Genomic DNA, 16,671 nt, shown 5'->3' with positions numbered 1-16,671 from the left:
CCTGAAAACTTGACTGTTTAAACAATAGCTGCTTCTGCGATCGCTCCCTGCATTCTCCCTAACGCATCAATCAAACTTTGTAATTGTTGGTCGGCTTTGAGGACTGCTAAACCCCTGACTGTGACTTTACCTGGAGAATAAACAAACCGGGTTTTCAGGTGTTCTGGTAAGTTCGCCGCAAGTAAATTCCATGCAGGTTCTTCCATTGGGGTTTCTAGAACAACGTGCTGTTTACTTTCTGGTTTGATGCGGCTAAAACCTAACTTTTTCGCTAGTTGTTTGAGTTCCATTACCCGCAAGAGTTGATTGGCGCTGACTGGTAAAGTACCATAGCGATCGCTCCACTCAGCTGCAATCTGGGTTAATTCGTCTTTGGACTTAGCCGCCGCTACCGCACGATATGCGCTCATTTTTTGGTCAATGTCGGTAATGTAATCGGCGGGGATAAAAGCGGTGAGGTTGAGGTCAATTTGGGTATCGTCAACTTTGGGAATTTCTTGACCGCGAATTTCTCGGATTGATTCTTCTAACATTTCCATGTATAAATCAAAACCGATCGCTTCCATTTGCCCTGATTGTTCTGCACCCAGCAAGTTACCCACACCCCGGATTTCCATGTCGCGCATGGCTAGTTGATAGCCGGAACCAAGTTGAGTAAATTCCTGAATTGCTCGTAGTCGTTGCCGGGCGGCATCAGATAGTTCTCGTTGTTTGGGGTAAAATAGCCAGGCGTGGGCTTGAATTCCTGCTCGTCCTACCCTTCCCCGTAACTGGTAAAGTTGGGATAAGCCAAAGCGGTGAGCATCTTCAATTAAGATGGTGTTGACGCGGGGAATATCTAACCCAGATTCAATAATTGTGGTACATACCAGAATATCTGCATCACCATTACTAAAGGTGAGCATAGTTGATTCTAACTCGCTCTCATCCATTTGCCCGTGAGCGATCGCAAATCTGGCTCCGGGAACCATCTCCCGCAGATTGGCTGTAATCTCTTCTATCCCATCGACCCGTGGAACTACATAAAATACCTGTCCGCCACGGTCAAGTTCTTGACGAATAGCACTGCGGACACTTTCCGGGTTTCTGGGTGAAAGATGGGTTTTAATTGGTCGTCTGGTAGGGGGTGGTGTGGTAATCAAGCTCATTTCCCGAATCCCAGACAAAGACATATACAAGGTGCGGGGAATGGGGGTGGCGGAGAGAGTCAATACGTCAACTTGGGTTTTCAAGGACTTAATTTTCTCCTTCTGGTTCACCCCAAAGCGTTGTTCCTCATCTATGACCAACAGTCCTAAATCTTTGAAGTTGACACTTTTACCTAAAAGCTGGTGTGTCCCAACCACAATATCTAACTCACCAGTCGCCAATCGCTTTTGAATGTTCCGCCGTTCTTCGGCTGTGCGAAAACGATTTAATAAGCCGACGTTCACAGGGTAAGGGGCAAAGCGTTCTTTAATGGTGTGGTAATGTTGCTGGGTGAGGATGGTAGTTGGTGCAAGTAAAGCGACTTGTTTACCAGAGGTCACTGCTTTGAAGATGGCGCGAATCGCTACTTCCGTTTTCCCAAAACCCACATCACCACAAACTAAGCGATCCATTGGGCGATCGCTTTCCATGTCCCGTTTCACATCTTGGACGGCTTTTAGCTGGTCGGTTGTGGCTTGGTAGGGGAAAGAATCTTCCATTTCCTCTTGCCAAGGCATATCCTGGGGATAGGCGAAACCTTGTTGTTGCGATCGCGCTGCATATAATTTCAGCAAGTCTACTGCTAATTTCTTAATCGCTTTGCGGACGCGGTTTTTGGTATTGTCCCAAGCTTTTCCCGTCATCTTATGCAGTTCTGGCGGTTTATCTCCCGTAGCGCGGAACCGAGATAAAGCACCCACTTGATCAGCCGCTACTCTTAAAAGACCGTCAGCATACTGGACAACGATATAATCACGGGTTTCATCGTTAATTGTCAGACTCTCCAGCTTGACAAACTTACCAATTCCATGACTCCTGTGAACGACATAATCCCCTGGACGCAGCTTATTCGGGTCAACTTGTTTAGAAGCCGCCTGACGACGCTTACGGACAAAATTCGGTGTAGCTAGGGAGTGTTGACCATAAAATTCCCGGTCGGTGATGACTGCTAGGCGATAGGTAGGGAGAATAAAACCCTCCAGTTCCGCCAGACCAGAATATTTCAACGCTACGGGGGTGTGGTTGATTTGCAGCTTGTCAATTGCTTGGTAATCGCGGGGATTGGGGATAAACTGCGCCGGACAATCGTGTTCTTGTAATAGAGAAACAGAACGGGAAGGTTGAGCCGAGATTAACCAAATCGAGAAATTGCGATCGCGCTCTTGCCTTAATGTGTCTGCCAGTTTAGCAAATTGATGGGGTGTTACCGGCACAGACCGACTAGCTAAATTCACCCCGCTATTTTCTTCCGATAGTTCCGATAAATATAAGGTTTTAAATCGAGTCGCATCAGCCAAACATTCCTCAAAAGACCGATGAATTTTGGGTAATTGTACACTTCCCAGATCCGTTTCTCCTGTTCCCAGGGACCATTGTTCCTCTGCATTTTCCACCCAGCGATCGCTATGAGCATGACACTGTTCTGGCTCATCAATTGTAATTAAGGTATTTTCCGGTAAATAATCCAAAACAGATGCAGGTCGCTCAAAAGCTAAACCCAAAAACCGCCGACTACCTTCTATGAGTGCAGAATTAATTTCTGAATCAGCACTTAGGACTTGATACTCAGCACTCTCCTCCAGGGCTGTAGTGATAATAGGCGTAAAGCTTGTGGGTGTAAGCACAATCTCTGTTATCTTGTCAAGCGCCGAGCGTTGAGTATTGGGGTCAAATTCCCGAATTTGCTCGATTTCATCCCCAAACCATTCCAACCGTACCGGTAGTTCTGAGGAAACGGGAAACACATCCACAATATCCCCCCGCCGACTCCACTGACCTTCTGTTTCCACCAAGGGAACACGCTCATAGCCCAAAATGGTAATCTTCTCACTGAAGGTCTCTAAATCAAATTCCAGCCCCCGCTTCAGAGTCAGGCAAAAAGGAATAAAAGCATCTGGTGGTGGTAAATGGGGTTGTAACGCCCCAACAGTAGCCACAACAGCTATTTTATTTTGTTGACCATTGACCGTTGACTGTTGACTGTTGACTGTTGACTGTGAGGCAGTCGCAGTCTTGGCGGTTACCGTCGATTGCGAACTGCCGAACCCGGAGGGTTGACTTTTAACCAAATCAGCCAACACCTGCATCTGACCCCAAGTCATTTCCGTTTCCGGGTCAAATGGTTCGTAGGGAGAGGCTTCCGAAGTGGGGTAAAAATGTACTGTTTGCCATCCCATCGCCTCCAACTGTGCGTAAGCGCGTCCAGCTTCTTCTAAAGTGGCGCAAACCACAAACAAATTATTGCCAGAATTTTGTGCCAAAGCCGAAGCCACCAAGCCCTTAGGCAGACGGGGAATGCCATTTAATCGCAAATCTTGCTGGCGATTGAGCTTAGAAAGTAACTCAGTGGTGAGTGGCGATCGCGCCAAGGCACGCACAATAGAAGAAAAAGCCATAAGTTAGGAAGTCGTTGCAGAACAGAAAATAGAGAGGTAGCCTATGTCAACTATTTTAAAAGTGTTAAACACTCCTCTTAATATTTCTGTGGAAGAATAATACTCAACAAATTCAGGAATCCATGAAAAATGCTGATTCTTAAGTAAGGTATTCTCTCCCCACTCCCGTCTCCTTGAAAAAAAACCTACTACTTTATGTATAGTTAAAGAGTTTATGAGAAAACCTTTAATACTAGATACTAAGGATTGAGCTAAGTTCGCTCTATATAGCGGCAATTCATCATCATGTCTTCCATAACTGTTGAAATTTTAATTATTTTGGTACTAATTATTGCTAACGGCATTTTTTCCATGTCCGAGATGGCGATCGTCTCGGCACGGAAGGTAAGGCTACAGCAACTTGCGAATCAAGGAGATCCCAAGGCAAGAGCTGCACTGAAATTGGCAGAATCACCGAATAATTTCCTCTCTACCGTACAAATAGGTATTTCTCTCATTGGTATCCTGACAGGTGCTTTTGGAGGAGCGACAATTGCCAGCAGACTAGCAGTTTACGTCAGGCTCGTGCCATTTTTATCACCTTATAGTGAGCCAGTTTCCTTCGGTATCGTAGTTTTGATTATTACTTACTTATCGCTGATTATTGGTGAACTAGTGCCAAAGCGTCTGGCCTTAAACAGTCCTGAACGTATTGCTGCTGTTGTTGCCATTCCTATGCGTGCTTTGGCAACTTTGGCTTCTCCGGCGGTGCATTTGTTGAGTGCATCTACGGACATGGTACTGCGAACTATGGGGATTACGCCTTCTCTAGAACCACAAGTCACGGAAGAAGAAATTAAAATCCTGATTGAACAAGGTACGGAAGCGGGAACCTTTGAGGAAGCAGAACAGGATATGGTAGAGCGAGTTTTTCGTCTAGGCGATCGCCCTGTCAGTTCCTTTATGACACCCCGTCCTGATATCGTCTGGTTAGATTTGGAAGACACAACCGAAGAAAATCGCCAAAAAATGAGCGAAAACGGTTACTCCCGTTATCCCGTATGTCAGGGAGGACTGGATAACGTCTTAGGAATCATTCCTGTCACCGACTTACTCGCCAGAAGTCTTAGAGGCGATTCCCTAGATTTAACAGTGGGATTGCGCCAGCCTGTATTCGTACCCGAAAGCACCCGTGGCTTAAAAGTTTTAGAGTTATTTAAGCAAACCATCACTCACATGGCGCTAGTCGTCGATGAATACGGCGTAATTCAAGGATTAGTCACTCTTAACGACATCATGAGCGAAATTGTTGGCGATGTACCTTCTGCTGATGGGGAAGAAGAACCCCAAGCTGTGCAACGAGAGGATGGTTCCTGGCTACTCGATGGAATGTTAGCCGTGGAAGACTTTTTTGAACTGTTTGATCTTGAGGAGTGGGACTTTGAAGAACGGGGTAGCTATCAAACCCTTGGTGGTTTCGTCATTACCCATCTTGGCCGCATTCCCGCCGCCGCCGATCATTTTGAGTGGCAAGGTATGCGAATTGAGGTCATGGACATGGATGGCAACCGCGTTGACAAAGTGCTAGTCGTACCGACGACAAATAAGGTAGCAGATACGCAAACAGCTGATTAGGAGGCAAGGAGCAGAGAATAAAATTTACCGATCCCCACTCCCCAGGAGTGTTTGCATTTGGAATTGACTAGGACTTACCCATGAAAACGAAAGATCATGGGTTTGGAGAAGGGTATAGGGGTATAGGGGTAAATGTTGAAAACCCTTACACCCTTAGACTAGGTCTCAACAGAAAATCTGGGTGCGTAAGTCCTATTGACTTCTCTCCATTCCTAAGTTCTTTATCTATCCAACATGTCGGATGGAGTTTTGCCGTAACCTGATAATGAGGGTAATTGCAATCATTCAAGAACAGATAGATAAAGGCAGGTTGCATTCATGGCATATTCCTGGTTTAAAGCATTTCATATTATTGGGATTGTGGTTTGGTTTGCTGGGTTGTTCTACTTGGTAAGGTTATTCATCTATCATGTGGAGGCTAACCAGGAACCAGAACCAGCACGGACGATACTGAAAAATCAGTATCAAATTATGGAGAAGCGCCTCTACAACATTATCACTACACCAGGAATGTTGGTGACAGTAGCAATGGCGATCGGTTTAGTGAGTACGGAACCAGAAGTCTTAAAACAGGGTTGGTTACACTTTAAGCTGCTGTGTGTTGCTTTATTACTTGGTTATCATCATTACTGCGGTCGGTTAATGAAGAAGTTAGCCGCCGATGAATGTCGCTGGAGTAGTCAGCAGTTACGAGCGCTGAACGAAGCACCAACAGTGATGCTAGTGGTTATCGTAATGCTGGCTGTGTTTAAGAATAATCTGCCTACGGATCTCACTGCTTGGCTAATTTTTGCCTTGATTATCTTTATGGCAGTCACAATTCAGCTTTACGCTAAAAAGCGCCGATTGGATAAAGAAAAACTCACAGCCCAAATCGGACAAATTCCTCAAGAACAGAGTTAGCCTTGCCGTACCAGTAGTGGCGTGACAAGCCTAAAATGTAGAAAAAAATGTAGGTTGGGTGGAGGATTTGCGTAACCCAACACCCTGATATGTGTTGGGTTGGGTTGCGCTGCACTCCACCCAACCTACGTCTAATATCCTATTTTATTAATTTCATTCCAGCAGGGTGCGCTACTTGCGAAAAAAACTAGCTGTACCAAGAAAATATTCATACCGACGCACCCTACCAACAGTCAATTTGGCATAATTTATTCACCAGTAATTGATAATTCCTCCACCCAAATTTTCGGAGCCACACCACCAGGTGTTAAAGCCACTTCTGGTTCTACGTAAATAATTGATTTCAAAAGTTCTAAGAAATCACCAGCAACTGTTGCTGATTCAATACTTGTTTTGACACCTTTGTTAATTAACCAACCATCAAAGGGCAGAGAAAAAGATCCTTGCAAAGATTTCACACCAGCGTGCAAAGCGTGTAAATCATCTATCAAAATTACATTGTCTGCTGTTTCTAAGCTAAATTTCTCCTCAGAATTCCCAGAAGCAAACACATGATAAAAGTTAGGACTAACACTAACTTTCGCCCCAATACTAGCATTACCTGTAGGTTGAGTATTCAACCTTTTTGCCGTCCCAGCACTATGAAGAAATCCTGTTAAAATCCCATTTTCTATTAGTCTAATCTGACGAGTAGGTGTACCTTCGCCATCAAAACTTTCTGCACCTATATTCGCAGGGTGCAAAGCATCATCATAAACCGATAATAAAGGCGAAGCAATTTGCTTGCCTAAATCATCGGGAGTAGATAAGCTTTGTTTATCAAGAATATTTTGGGCATTAAATAAATTAGAAAAAGCCCCTAGCAAACTTAAAAAGGCTTCCGGTGAAAAAATCACCCGATACTTACCAGTTTTAATTTTGTCGTAATTGAGATGACTAATAGTTTTTTCAGCAGTTTCTTGGATACATCCATTGATATCCAAATTTTCTAAGCTACGGTTGATTCTGTAAGCACCGGCACTGCGTGGTTTTTTCCCTTCCTCTTCAGTTTTGCTGTACAGATAAACTGATGACAAAGAAACAGACTCAGTTCTTAAAGCACCTTGGCTATTGAGATAAAATCGATCAATATCTCTTTGTGCCAAGCCGTTGTAAGGTACACCTTTGATAGCCGGATGAGCAGCCAGCAGTTCTTTTTCAGCCACTAGCAATTTTTCTATTAGTTCCGAAACAGGAGCTTGAGGCGCTTTCTCATTTAACGTATTAGCAAGAGGAACAGTAGCCTCTGGACTAAAATCAGGAACATTTTCTTTGACACCAAAAAAACTAGCTTCATAAGCCGTTTTTAAAGCTAATTCTAGCCCTTTGGGATCTACATCTGTGGTGCTAGTAATACCTATGGTATTGTCTTCATTCCAGACGCGTACAGTTACACCAGAACGATTTGAAGCTTTGACTTGCTTTGGCTCACCTTGGTCAACTTGTACACTAGTTTCATCTACAGTTGAGCCATAAATATCGAATTTTTGGATGCCCAGCTTTTGAGCATTGTCTTGGGCATAAGTAGCGATTTCATTAATGTTCGGCATAGCCAATCTTTGATTTGAGATTTTGGATTTTGACAAGTAAATCAAATTTCGGATTTTTGGATATTATGAATTACGTTTTTCGCCTAAGAAATATATGTAGTAGCACATCAGCCTAAAAACATTGGAATTAAAAAACCTAGCTAGTACCAAATAAAACTATTTTATGATTACTCAACCCAATACATTAAGCTTGCTACGCTAGTACGGTGGGTAATGCCCACCGTAAAATAATTTTGGTGGACATTGACCTACAGATACTGGCTTTAAACTCCTACTCATTCACAACCCAAAATCCAAAATTTAAAATCTAAAATTATTAACGTCCACCAACTGTGATGGAATCAACTTTGATGTGTGGTTGTCCTACAGTGGTGTAAATACTGCCACTGACGGAGCCACAGAACCCAGGCGCAAGTTCCAAATCTTGGGAACACATGGAAATTTTATTCATAATTTCCTTTGCTTCGCCGATGAGAGTTGCGCCTTTTAATGGCTTTGTGATTTTACCGTTTTCAATTAAATAGGCTTCATCAACACTAAAGTTAAATTGACCAGTAGCGCCAACACTACCGCCACCCATCTTTTTGCAGTAAATACCTTTATCTACAGAAGCAAATAATTCTTCAACTGTGTAGTCACCAGTGGCGATGTAAGTATTACGCATCCGGCTAGCCGCAGCAAAAGTATAATTTTGACGGCGGCCACTACCAGTTCTCGGATGTCCGGTGCGGGAAGAGCCTGTTCTATCTGCCAAGAAGTTTTTCAAAACACCTTTTTCAATTAGTAGGGTTCTTTGGGCTGGCATACCTTCGTCATCCATGTCAATTGTCCCGAAAGCATTATCGGCTCTTCCTTCATCCCAAGCTGTGAGGCTCTCATGGGCAATTTTCTCACCTTTCTTATCAGCAAAAGGCGTGGTGTTACGTTCTATTTGTGTAGTTTCTAGCAAATGCCCACAAGCTTCATGGAAAATTACACCACCAAAGTGATTCGCCATGATGATGGGGTAAGTACCTGATTCCACATAATCTGCATAGAGCATTTTTCCCGCAGATTCCGAAATTTGCTCGGCAGCTTGTTGATAATCCCAAGTCCTCAAGAAGTTAGCATCGCTGGTATTACCTGCACGCTCACCAATGGAAGCACGGTTCGCACCATCAGCACACAGCAGGTTAAATCCTACCGATTGAGTTAGGCGAATATCACGGGCAAATGTGCCATCACTGGCTGCAACTAATACTTCTTGCCAATCCCGAAAATAACTAGCACGGCGTGATTGTATGTGGTTGGCTTTTTGCTTCAGGTAGGCTGTACCATCAAGTAGGATTTCTCCCATTTCACGGATAGAACTGCACAGAGGCAGCCAAGCGTCTTTGCCGCGTTTGGTGGCATAGTCTCTGAGTAATTCCAGGTTAATTTCTGGGATAAAAGCGTTAGGGGCTGGTAATTGTAAGCCTAGAATAGATAGACCTTTTTCTAAGGCTGCTTTCAAGCCAGAGAAAGATAAATCGTTGGTGCTGACATAGCAATCTGCTTTGCCACGAAACACTCTGACTCCTGCACCTGTAGCTAGACTGGGCGAAATACTGGTAATTGTATCGTCTTCTGCCAAACTACTGATATAGTTGCGACGCTCTAGGAAAAGTTCAATAAAATCCGCACCGGCTGCTCTTCCTAGACCCAGGAGGGTGGCCAAGGGGGCTTCCCAGGTTTCATCGAATCGCTCTGGTGTAGAAGAATATTGCAGGTTAGGGAGTTGGTTTGAGAGAAGTAGGGTACTTGTAAGCATGAATAGCCTCGTCTGCTGGCGTTATCAGAGATTTGACTGAAAAATCCTGGTGTCAACAGTCTAACAAATCGGTGAAAGCCGCAGGTGGCATATAGGCGGTGGAGGTTTCCCTACTTTGCAATTGAAGGCTATTGGAATTGGTATATTTTGATAGTTAAAGAAACTAATCTTAGAGCTTATTTATAAAACAAAAATAAAGTTTCTGTAGGGGAGCCAGTGCGTTGCAGAGGTTCCCTCCGTTGTAGCAACTGGCGTTGTGTTAGGCGCATATTTCGATATGATTTTTCACGAAAAAATAATTAAAAATAATTTAAGTATCTTCTTCTCCCGGCTTCACTTTGCTTCTTTTGCCCTTCCCGGAACTTTTCCCCCGTTGCAGACTCACGTTAAATTACTAGCCAATATATTAGGGTGGGTATCCTACCCACCCCAAAAGAACTTTATTTTTGGCTAACGTCCAAGTTAATTGAGCAACATCTCATACCAGTTCCCTTTTCCTAATTACGAATTAGTTATAAGCTTCCATTGGCAGGCAAGAACAAACGAAATTTCTGTCCCCAAAAGCTGCATCAATTCTTCCCACACTGGGCCAGAATTTATACTCCCTTGTCCAAGACACGGGATAAGCCGCCTGTTCACGGGAATAAGGATGAAGCCATTCCCCAACAATCAAACTTTCAATCGTATGGGGTGCATTCTTTAAGAGATTATTGTGGGTATCCATCTTACCTGCTTCAATGGCGGCGATTTCTTGGCGGATGGCAATCAAGGCATCACAGAAACGGTCTAATTCTGCTTGCGATTCGCTTTCTGTGGGTTCTACCATGATTGTACCTGTCACAGGCCAGGAGACAGTAGGGGCATGGAAACCGTAGTCTATAAGACGCTTGGCTATATCATCAATTTCGATGTTGGCGGATTTCTTGAGGGCGCGCAAATCTAAAATACACTCATGGGCAACGAGGCCATTTTGCCCTTTGTACAACACAGGGTAGTAAGTTTCCAATCTCTTAGCGATGTAATTAGCGTTGAGAATTGCCACCTTAGTTGCTTGGGTCAATCCATCCGCCCCCATCATGGCAATATACATCCATGAAATCACCAAAATACTAGCACTTCCCCAAGGCGCAGCAGCCACAGCACCAATATTTTGCGGGTTTTTCCCACTCCCCAATACCGGATGTCCAGGTAAAAACCGTACAAGATGGGATGCAACGCCAATTGGACCCATACCAGGGCCACCGCCACCGTGAGGAATACAAAAAGTTTTGTGCAAGTTCAAGTGACAAACATCCGCGCCAATATCCCCTGGACGACAAATACCCACTTGGGCATTCATATTTGCCCCATCCATGTAAACTTGGCCACCATGACTATGAATCACAGCACAAATTTCTTGAATTCCCGCTTCAAACACTCCGTGAGTTGAGGGATAAGTCACCATCAACGCCGCCAGTTCATGGCTGTGTTTTTCTGCCTTAGCTTTGAGGTCATCAATATCAATATTACCTCCGGCATCACAGGCAACAGCTACAACCTTCATCCCACACATCACCGCACTTGCTGGGTTTGTCCCGTGTGCGGAAGTAGGAATTAAACACACATTCCGGTGTGTTTCTCCTCGACTTTCGTGATACTGACGAATTACCAAAAGTCCTGTATATTCTCCTTGAGAACCAGCATTAGGCTGGAGAGCAACCCCGGCAAATCCAGTAATTTCTGCTAACCACGCCTCAAGTTGTTGGAAGAGAATTTGATAACCCCGCGTTTGGGTTAAGGGCGCAAAGGGATGTATTCTGCCGAATTCTTCCCAAGTTACGGGAATCATCTCCGATGTAGCGTTTAACTTCATCGTGCAGGAACCCAAGGGAATCATCGATGTAGTTAGAGACAAATCTTTAGTTTCCAGCCTATGCAGATAACGCAATAACTCCGTTTCTGAGTGATAACGGTTGAAGACGGGGTGCGTCAGATAGCTGCTGCTGCGGAGAGGGAGGTTGAGAGAAGATATTAGTTCTTCTGGGGTAAAGGGTAAGTTGTCTTCACCAGCAAAGATTTGCCAGAGGTCGATGAGGTCTTCTGGTGTAGTAGTTTCATCTAAAGAAATACCTACAGCAGTCTCATCAAAAATCCGCAGGTTAATATTGCGGGCTTGGCAACCTGCCAGAATAGTTTCCAGATTGTTTGTTCCTAACTCTACCCGCAGAGTATCAAAGAAATGTTCGGAACTAATTTTGTAACCCAGACGTTTTAGTCCTTCTGCCAAAGTCACGGTTAGCTGGTGAATATTCTCCGCGATTTGCTTTAGTCCTTCTGGGCCGTGATACACAGCGTACATACTCGCCATCACTGCCAGTAATACCTGTGCTGTACAAATATTACTGGTAGCTTTTTCGCGGCGGATATGTTGTTCGCGGGTTTGCAAAGCTAGACGCAGGGCAGTTTTACCGTTGACATCTTTAGATACCCCCACAATTCGCCCTGGAACTTGCCGCTTGTACTCTTCTTTAGTGGCAAAATACGCCGCATGAGGCCCACCGAACCCCAAGGGAATACCGAAGCGCTGAGTGCTACCTACGGCAATATCAGCCCCAAATTCACCAGGAGGGGTAAGTAAAGTTAAGCTTAATGGGTCTGCGGCTACCGTTACCAATGCACCTTGAGCATGAGCTGTTTCAATAAAAGCTCGGTAGTCGTAGATTGTGCCATCACTGGCAGGATATTGTAAGACTGCACCAAAAATTGGTTTTTGGAAATCGAATGTCTGATGATCCCCGATAATAATCTCAATCCCCAAGGGTTTAGCCCGTGTTTGCAAAACGTCGATGGTTTGGGGATGACAATCATGAGAGACAAAATAAGCATTGGCCTTATTTTTGCTCACACCATAACTCATACTCATGGCTTCGGCGGCGGCTGTCGCTTCATCAAGTAGGGAAGCATTGGCAATTTCCAACCCTGTTAAATCGATAATCATGGTTTGGAAATTAAGCAGTGCTTCTAGCCGCCCTTGGGCAATCTCTGGTTGATAAGGAGTATAAGCAGTATACCAACCAGGGTTTTCTAAGATATTACGCCCAATTACTGGAGGAGTAATCGTATCGTAATATCCCATACCAATGTATGAGCGAAACACCTGATTTTTAGAAGCAATTTGTTTTAACTTTGCCAGGGCTGCATACTCAGTCTGTGCTGTTGGCAACTGTAGTTTTTTATGCAGTCTGATTGTGCTTGGTACTGTTTTCTCAATCAGGTCATCTAGACTAGAGAATCCCAACACATCAAGCATATGTTGAATATCTGCCGATGATGGGCCTATATGTCTTTGTATAAAATTATTTAAATCTTGTTTCCTTGCGTCTAGCTTTTGACTAGCATCCACGGTAGAGTCAGCTTCATCGCTAGACTGACGAATAGAGGCATAAGATACCACTAAATTAAACTCCAGAAGTAACTATTTAATATTTTGCAACAAATACCCCTACCTGTTAGGGGTATTTTATAAACTCTTGAATGATTCATCAATAATTTAGGACTTACGCATCCAGATTTTCTATTGAGACCGGGTGTAAGGGTGTAAGGATGTACGGGTATACGGGTTTCAAATATTTATACCCCCATACCCCTAAACCCCTAACTATTCCCCTTCTACCTCAGCACGATATTCATCTGCCGTCAAAGCATCATTTACTTCGTCAGGGTCATTCACACGTACTTTCAAGAACCATCCTTCACCGTAGGGATCATCTGCAACTGCGTCGGGAGATTCAATCAAAATTTCGTTGCGTTCTACAACTGTTCCTGTGATTGGTGCGTTCAAGTCTTCGACGGCTTTGACTGATTCAATTGTGCCGAAAGTGTCTCCTTTAGTCAGTAAATCGCCAATATCTGGCAGTTCTAGAAAAACCACATCACCCAATTGATCTACAGCAAATTCTGTAATACCGATAGTAGCGATTTCGCCATCTAACCTCACATATTCATGAGTATCCAAATATCTTAAATCTTGAGGGTATTCAAACGACGACATTTCTTTTCCTCTGAAATATTAAACAATTAGCGTCCCAAAGTAATTAAGACCATATTTAGTTAATGACCATACTGTGATTGAGTATCTTACAACACATTCAGTAGGTCAACATTGATTTTTAGATTGGGGGCTGGAGATAGGCTAAATTTTCGCTCTTTAGACCCTCTGCTTACCCTAATCGTGATTTTCTAGCCCTTCTGACTTGAACGATAAAATGGTCGCTTAACTACAACGGCTGGGTATGCTTTACCGCGAATTTCGACTTCTAGGGGTTGACCAACTTTTGCTAGTTTGCTGGGGACGTAGGCTAAAGCAACGGGATGACCTAGTGTAGGCGATAGAGTACCGCTAGTCACTTCGCCTACTACTTTACCGTCTGAGAGAACTTGGTAACCATGACGGGCGATGTTACGTCCTTGGGCTTGCAAACCTATGAGGCGGCGTTTTACTCCTGTGGCCTTTTGTTGTTCTAAAACTGACCGACCAATAAAATCTCCTTTGGTATCCAAATGAACTAACCACCCTAACCCAGCTTCTAGAGGAGTGGTGTTGTCATTGATGTCTTGACCGTAGAGTGCCATAGCTGCTTCTAGCCTCAGGGTATCTCTTGCACCTAAGCCACAGGGAATGACACCTGCATTAGATAAACTACGCCATAACTCCACTCCCACTTCTGGGTCTAACAAAATCTCAAAGCCATCTTCCCCGGTGTAACCTGTACGGGCTATAAAACCTGCTTGACCTAGTACTGTGGCTCCTAGATGTCCGAAGGCTTTGATTGGTTGTAAATTTTGCTGCACAAAAGGCTGGAGATAGTCAATGGCTTTTGGCCCTTGGACGGCAATTAAGACTTTTGCTAGTGATATGTCTTGGAATTGCACCTGATTTTGGTCAAGGTGTGACAGTATCCATGCTTTGTCTTTACTGGTGGTGGCTGCGTTGACGATGATAAATGCCTGTTGCATACCACTGTTGTCTTCACCTTGGTAGTAGACAATGATATCGTCAATGATTCCTCCTTGGGGGTTTAACAACACGGTGTATTGGGCTTGTCCTGGTTGCAACCTACTCAAGTCTGAAGGAACTAAACCTTGGAGTTGAGAAATCAGGTTTTTACCTTGGAGGGTAAATTTCCCCATGTGAGATATGTCAAACATCCCAGCAGCATTTCTCACTGCTTCGTGTTCGCGGGTAATCCCACTGAATTGTACTGGCATTTCCCACCCGCCAAAGCTGGTCAAACGGGCGTTGAGTTCTAGACTCAGTTGATACAAAGGAGTTCTCGCTAAGGTTTCGGCAGTGTCTTTTTGATTAGCCACAGATAGTTTTGCTTATGCGATCGCACTTCAACATTTAATATCCTACGTGATGGTTTCAATTAATAGGGAGTGAGAAATTGTCTTACCCACGATTTTCTACTCTCTACTCACCATTCCCCTTTAATGTTTAATAATGGTGGAGTGTTGAGATTTATTAAGAATACGTTATGAAATATTGGCGAGTAGTGGCTAGTTTTGTTTTAGCGATGGTTTTATTTCTGTTTCCTGGGTCAGCGCAAGCTGCGAGTTCGTCTAGTATCACCCGTTCAGCTGGTGATGAACTGAAGGCAAAGGATTTCTCTGGTCAAAGTTTAATTGGTTCTGAGTTTACCAATGTAGATTTAGAGAATGCCAATTTTAGCAATGCTGACTTACGTGGTGGTGTATTTAACGGGACTGTGCTGGAGGGGGTTAATTTGCATGGTGTGGATTTTAGTAACGGTATAGCTTATCTGGCAAGGTTTAAAAATGCTGATTTAAGCGATGCTGTTTTGACTGATGCCATGATGCTACGTTCTGTTTTTGATAATGTTGATGTCAGTGGGGCAGATTTTACTAATGCGGTTTTAGATGGAACAGAGGTGAAAAAACTCTGTGTTAAGGCCAGTGGGGTGAATTCTAAGACTGGTGTTGATACCCGTGAATCTTTGGGTTGTCGCTAGGGCTGAGATTGTTTTTAGTGGCTGAGTAGGAGATATTTGCTATTTTCGCGCAAAGGCGCATACCACTAAGTGGGAAAAGCACAAACGTGCAGCGTCTTTGCACTGTATGATTTTGTCTGCATTTGCTGAGTAATCATGAGACTTTCACAAATGCTTTTTCTTGCCCATTAATCAGTAAAATCAAGTCTTGGTATCAGCACAATGAATCCCCAAGGACTTGCTGAAATCTTCACATTTTGTTACAAGAGTACAAAGAACTTCTAGAGACCCACAACCAAATGTTCGGCGGACTTACTGGTTTACAAGATCCTAAAGGCACTGATTGGGGCGAGAGAATGCTCAATACAGTAGCCAGCCAAACGATTCGCCACTTGTTTTCCCAAAGCGAGTCAGTAGAAGTCTTTGTGCGCTGCTTCCCCTCTAGCAAGCTGTTGCAAGGTAGCATTGATAGCTTCAAAATGAGCGGACGCGGCTTAGTCATCCGTAGAGAGTTTGCAGTAGAGGAGATGTCTTTTGAGACGGATGCTGTGTCTATTGACTTTGGTGCTGTTTTGAGTGGTAAATTGAATCTCAAGCAGCCAACACAGGCGATCGCTCAAGTAATTTTATCGGAAACTGGAATTAATCAGGCCTTTAAAGCTGAACTAGTACAAAAGCGTCTAGTCAACTTAACTGTACCCGCCTTAACTGAATTATCTGATGGTAAACCAGTCTCTTTTACCGAAGTTCAGATACAACTATTACCCCAAAATAGCCTCAGACTGACAGCTCAGGCTGATTTAGGTAGCGGAGAACTGATCCCCATTACCATGACTCTAACGGTGGCTGTCGAAAAGCGCCGCCGTATTTCTTTTCAAGATCCCAAAGTTGAACTGGGTGCTGTTCCCGAAACACAACGAGAAATATCACAAACCCTGAGCCTAGCATTGGCGGAGATTTTAGATAATATGGTCGATTTAGACCGTTTTGACCTTGATGGCGTGAAAATGCGGCTAAACCGATTAGAAACGGAAGGAGACAGGTTAATTTTCAGTGGCTACGCAGAAATTGAACGGATTCCTCGTACTGCTTGAGGAAGCGGGAGGGGAATCCATTCAAAATTTGGAATAATATCAGTTCAATTAATGATGGCAAAACATCATTGGGTGAATGTGAAGACGCGATGAATCGCGTCTCTACAA

At 44.0% G+C, this 16,671-nt stretch carries 10 protein-coding genes; 4 read left to right on the top strand and 6 right to left on the bottom strand.

All coding sequences use genetic code 11. The annotated features are described in order from the left end of the window. Positions 1–17: 17 nt before the first annotated feature. Positions 18–3,584 carry a transcription-repair coupling factor gene (gene mfd / locus GSQ19_RS19530; protein WP_011319521.1) on the bottom strand — a complete coding sequence of 1,189 codons (3,567 nt, stop codon included), beginning with the start codon at positions 3,582–3,584 and terminating at the stop codon, positions 18–20. A gap of 285 nt (positions 3,585–3,869) precedes the next feature. On the opposite strand from mfd, the gene GSQ19_RS19525 reads away from it, so the two are divergent. Continuing rightward, entirely contained in the window at positions 3,870–5,198 is a 1,329-nt protein-coding gene (locus tag GSQ19_RS19525; RefSeq protein ID WP_011319520.1) for a hemolysin family protein, read from the top strand. Between the two features lie 318 nt (positions 5,199–5,516). Continuing rightward, positions 5,517–6,101, top strand: a complete 585-nt coding sequence (gene hemJ / locus GSQ19_RS19520) for a protoporphyrinogen oxidase HemJ (RefSeq protein WP_011319519.1) — start codon at positions 5,517–5,519, stop codon at positions 6,099–6,101. 248 nt (positions 6,102–6,349) lie between these two features. Here the strand turns inward: hemJ and GSQ19_RS19515 are convergent, their stop codons facing one another. The 5 genes from GSQ19_RS19515 to gcvT form a co-directional block, all read right to left on the bottom strand. Continuing rightward, positions 6,350–7,690, bottom strand: coding sequence for a TldD/PmbA family protein (locus tag GSQ19_RS19515; protein ID WP_011319518.1), 1,341 nt, complete (start codon positions 7,688–7,690; stop codon positions 6,350–6,352). Positions 7,691–8,006: 316 nt separating this feature from the next. After that, positions 8,007–9,479, bottom strand: coding sequence for a TldD/PmbA family protein (locus GSQ19_RS19510; protein WP_011319517.1), 1,473 nt, complete (start codon positions 9,477–9,479; stop codon positions 8,007–8,009). 508 nt (positions 9,480–9,987) lie between these two features. Further along, the gene (gcvP, locus tag GSQ19_RS19505; protein WP_011319516.1) at positions 9,988–12,912 is read right to left on the bottom strand and encodes an aminomethyl-transferring glycine dehydrogenase; all 2,925 of its coding nucleotides are present in this window, start codon (positions 12,910–12,912) and stop codon (positions 9,988–9,990) included. Positions 12,913–13,116: 204 nt separating this feature from the next. Then, positions 13,117–13,509, bottom strand: coding sequence for a glycine cleavage system protein GcvH (gene gcvH, locus GSQ19_RS19500; protein WP_011319515.1), 393 nt, complete (start codon positions 13,507–13,509; stop codon positions 13,117–13,119). A 188-nt stretch (positions 13,510–13,697) separates the two neighbouring features. Next, positions 13,698–14,828, bottom strand: coding sequence for a glycine cleavage system aminomethyltransferase GcvT (gcvT, locus tag GSQ19_RS19495; protein WP_011319514.1), 1,131 nt, complete (start codon positions 14,826–14,828; stop codon positions 13,698–13,700). A gap of 167 nt (positions 14,829–14,995) precedes the next feature. Between gcvT and GSQ19_RS19490 the strand changes: the two genes are divergently transcribed. Both GSQ19_RS19490 and GSQ19_RS19485 read left to right on the top strand, forming a co-directional pair. Next, on the top strand, positions 14,996–15,490 hold the full coding sequence (locus GSQ19_RS19490) for a pentapeptide repeat-containing protein (RefSeq protein ID WP_011319513.1): 495 nt from the start codon (positions 14,996–14,998) through the stop codon (positions 15,488–15,490). Between the two features lie 278 nt (positions 15,491–15,768). Beyond that, positions 15,769–16,563, top strand: a complete 795-nt coding sequence (locus GSQ19_RS19485; RefSeq protein ID WP_011319512.1) for an LmeA family phospholipid-binding protein — start codon at positions 15,769–15,771, stop codon at positions 16,561–16,563. Positions 16,564–16,671 lie beyond the last annotated feature (108 nt).

Source organism: Trichormus variabilis 0441, assembly GCF_009856605.1.
In the GTDB taxonomy this organism is placed as follows: Bacteria; Cyanobacteriota; Cyanobacteriia; order Cyanobacteriales; family Nostocaceae; genus Trichormus; species Trichormus variabilis.
Note: the sequence above shows the minus strand (reverse complement) of the source record. Positions and strands in the feature narration are given on the sequence as shown.

Bases quoted from the DNA above. Each gene is read 5' to 3' on its own strand.
- mfd (WP_011319521.1), bottom strand. From the start codon at position 3,584: ATGGCTTTTTCTTCTATTGTGCGTGCCTTGGCGCGATCGCCACTCACC.
- GSQ19_RS19525 (WP_011319520.1), top strand. From the start codon at position 3,870: ATGTCTTCCATAACTGTTGAAATTTTAATTATTTTGGTACTAATTATT.
- hemJ (WP_011319519.1), top strand. From the start codon at position 5,517: ATGGCATATTCCTGGTTTAAAGCATTTCATATTATTGGGATTGTGGTT.
- GSQ19_RS19515 (WP_011319518.1), bottom strand. From the start codon at position 7,690: ATGCCGAACATTAATGAAATCGCTACTTATGCCCAAGACAATGCTCAA.
- GSQ19_RS19510 (WP_011319517.1), bottom strand. From the start codon at position 9,479: ATGCTTACAAGTACCCTACTTCTCTCAAACCAACTCCCTAACCTGCAA.
- gcvH (WP_011319515.1), bottom strand. From the start codon at position 13,509: ATGTCGTCGTTTGAATACCCTCAAGATTTAAGATATTTGGATACTCAT.
- GSQ19_RS19490 (WP_011319513.1), top strand. From the start codon at position 14,996: ATGAAATATTGGCGAGTAGTGGCTAGTTTTGTTTTAGCGATGGTTTTA.
- GSQ19_RS19485 (WP_011319512.1), top strand. From the start codon at position 15,769: ATGTTCGGCGGACTTACTGGTTTACAAGATCCTAAAGGCACTGATTGG.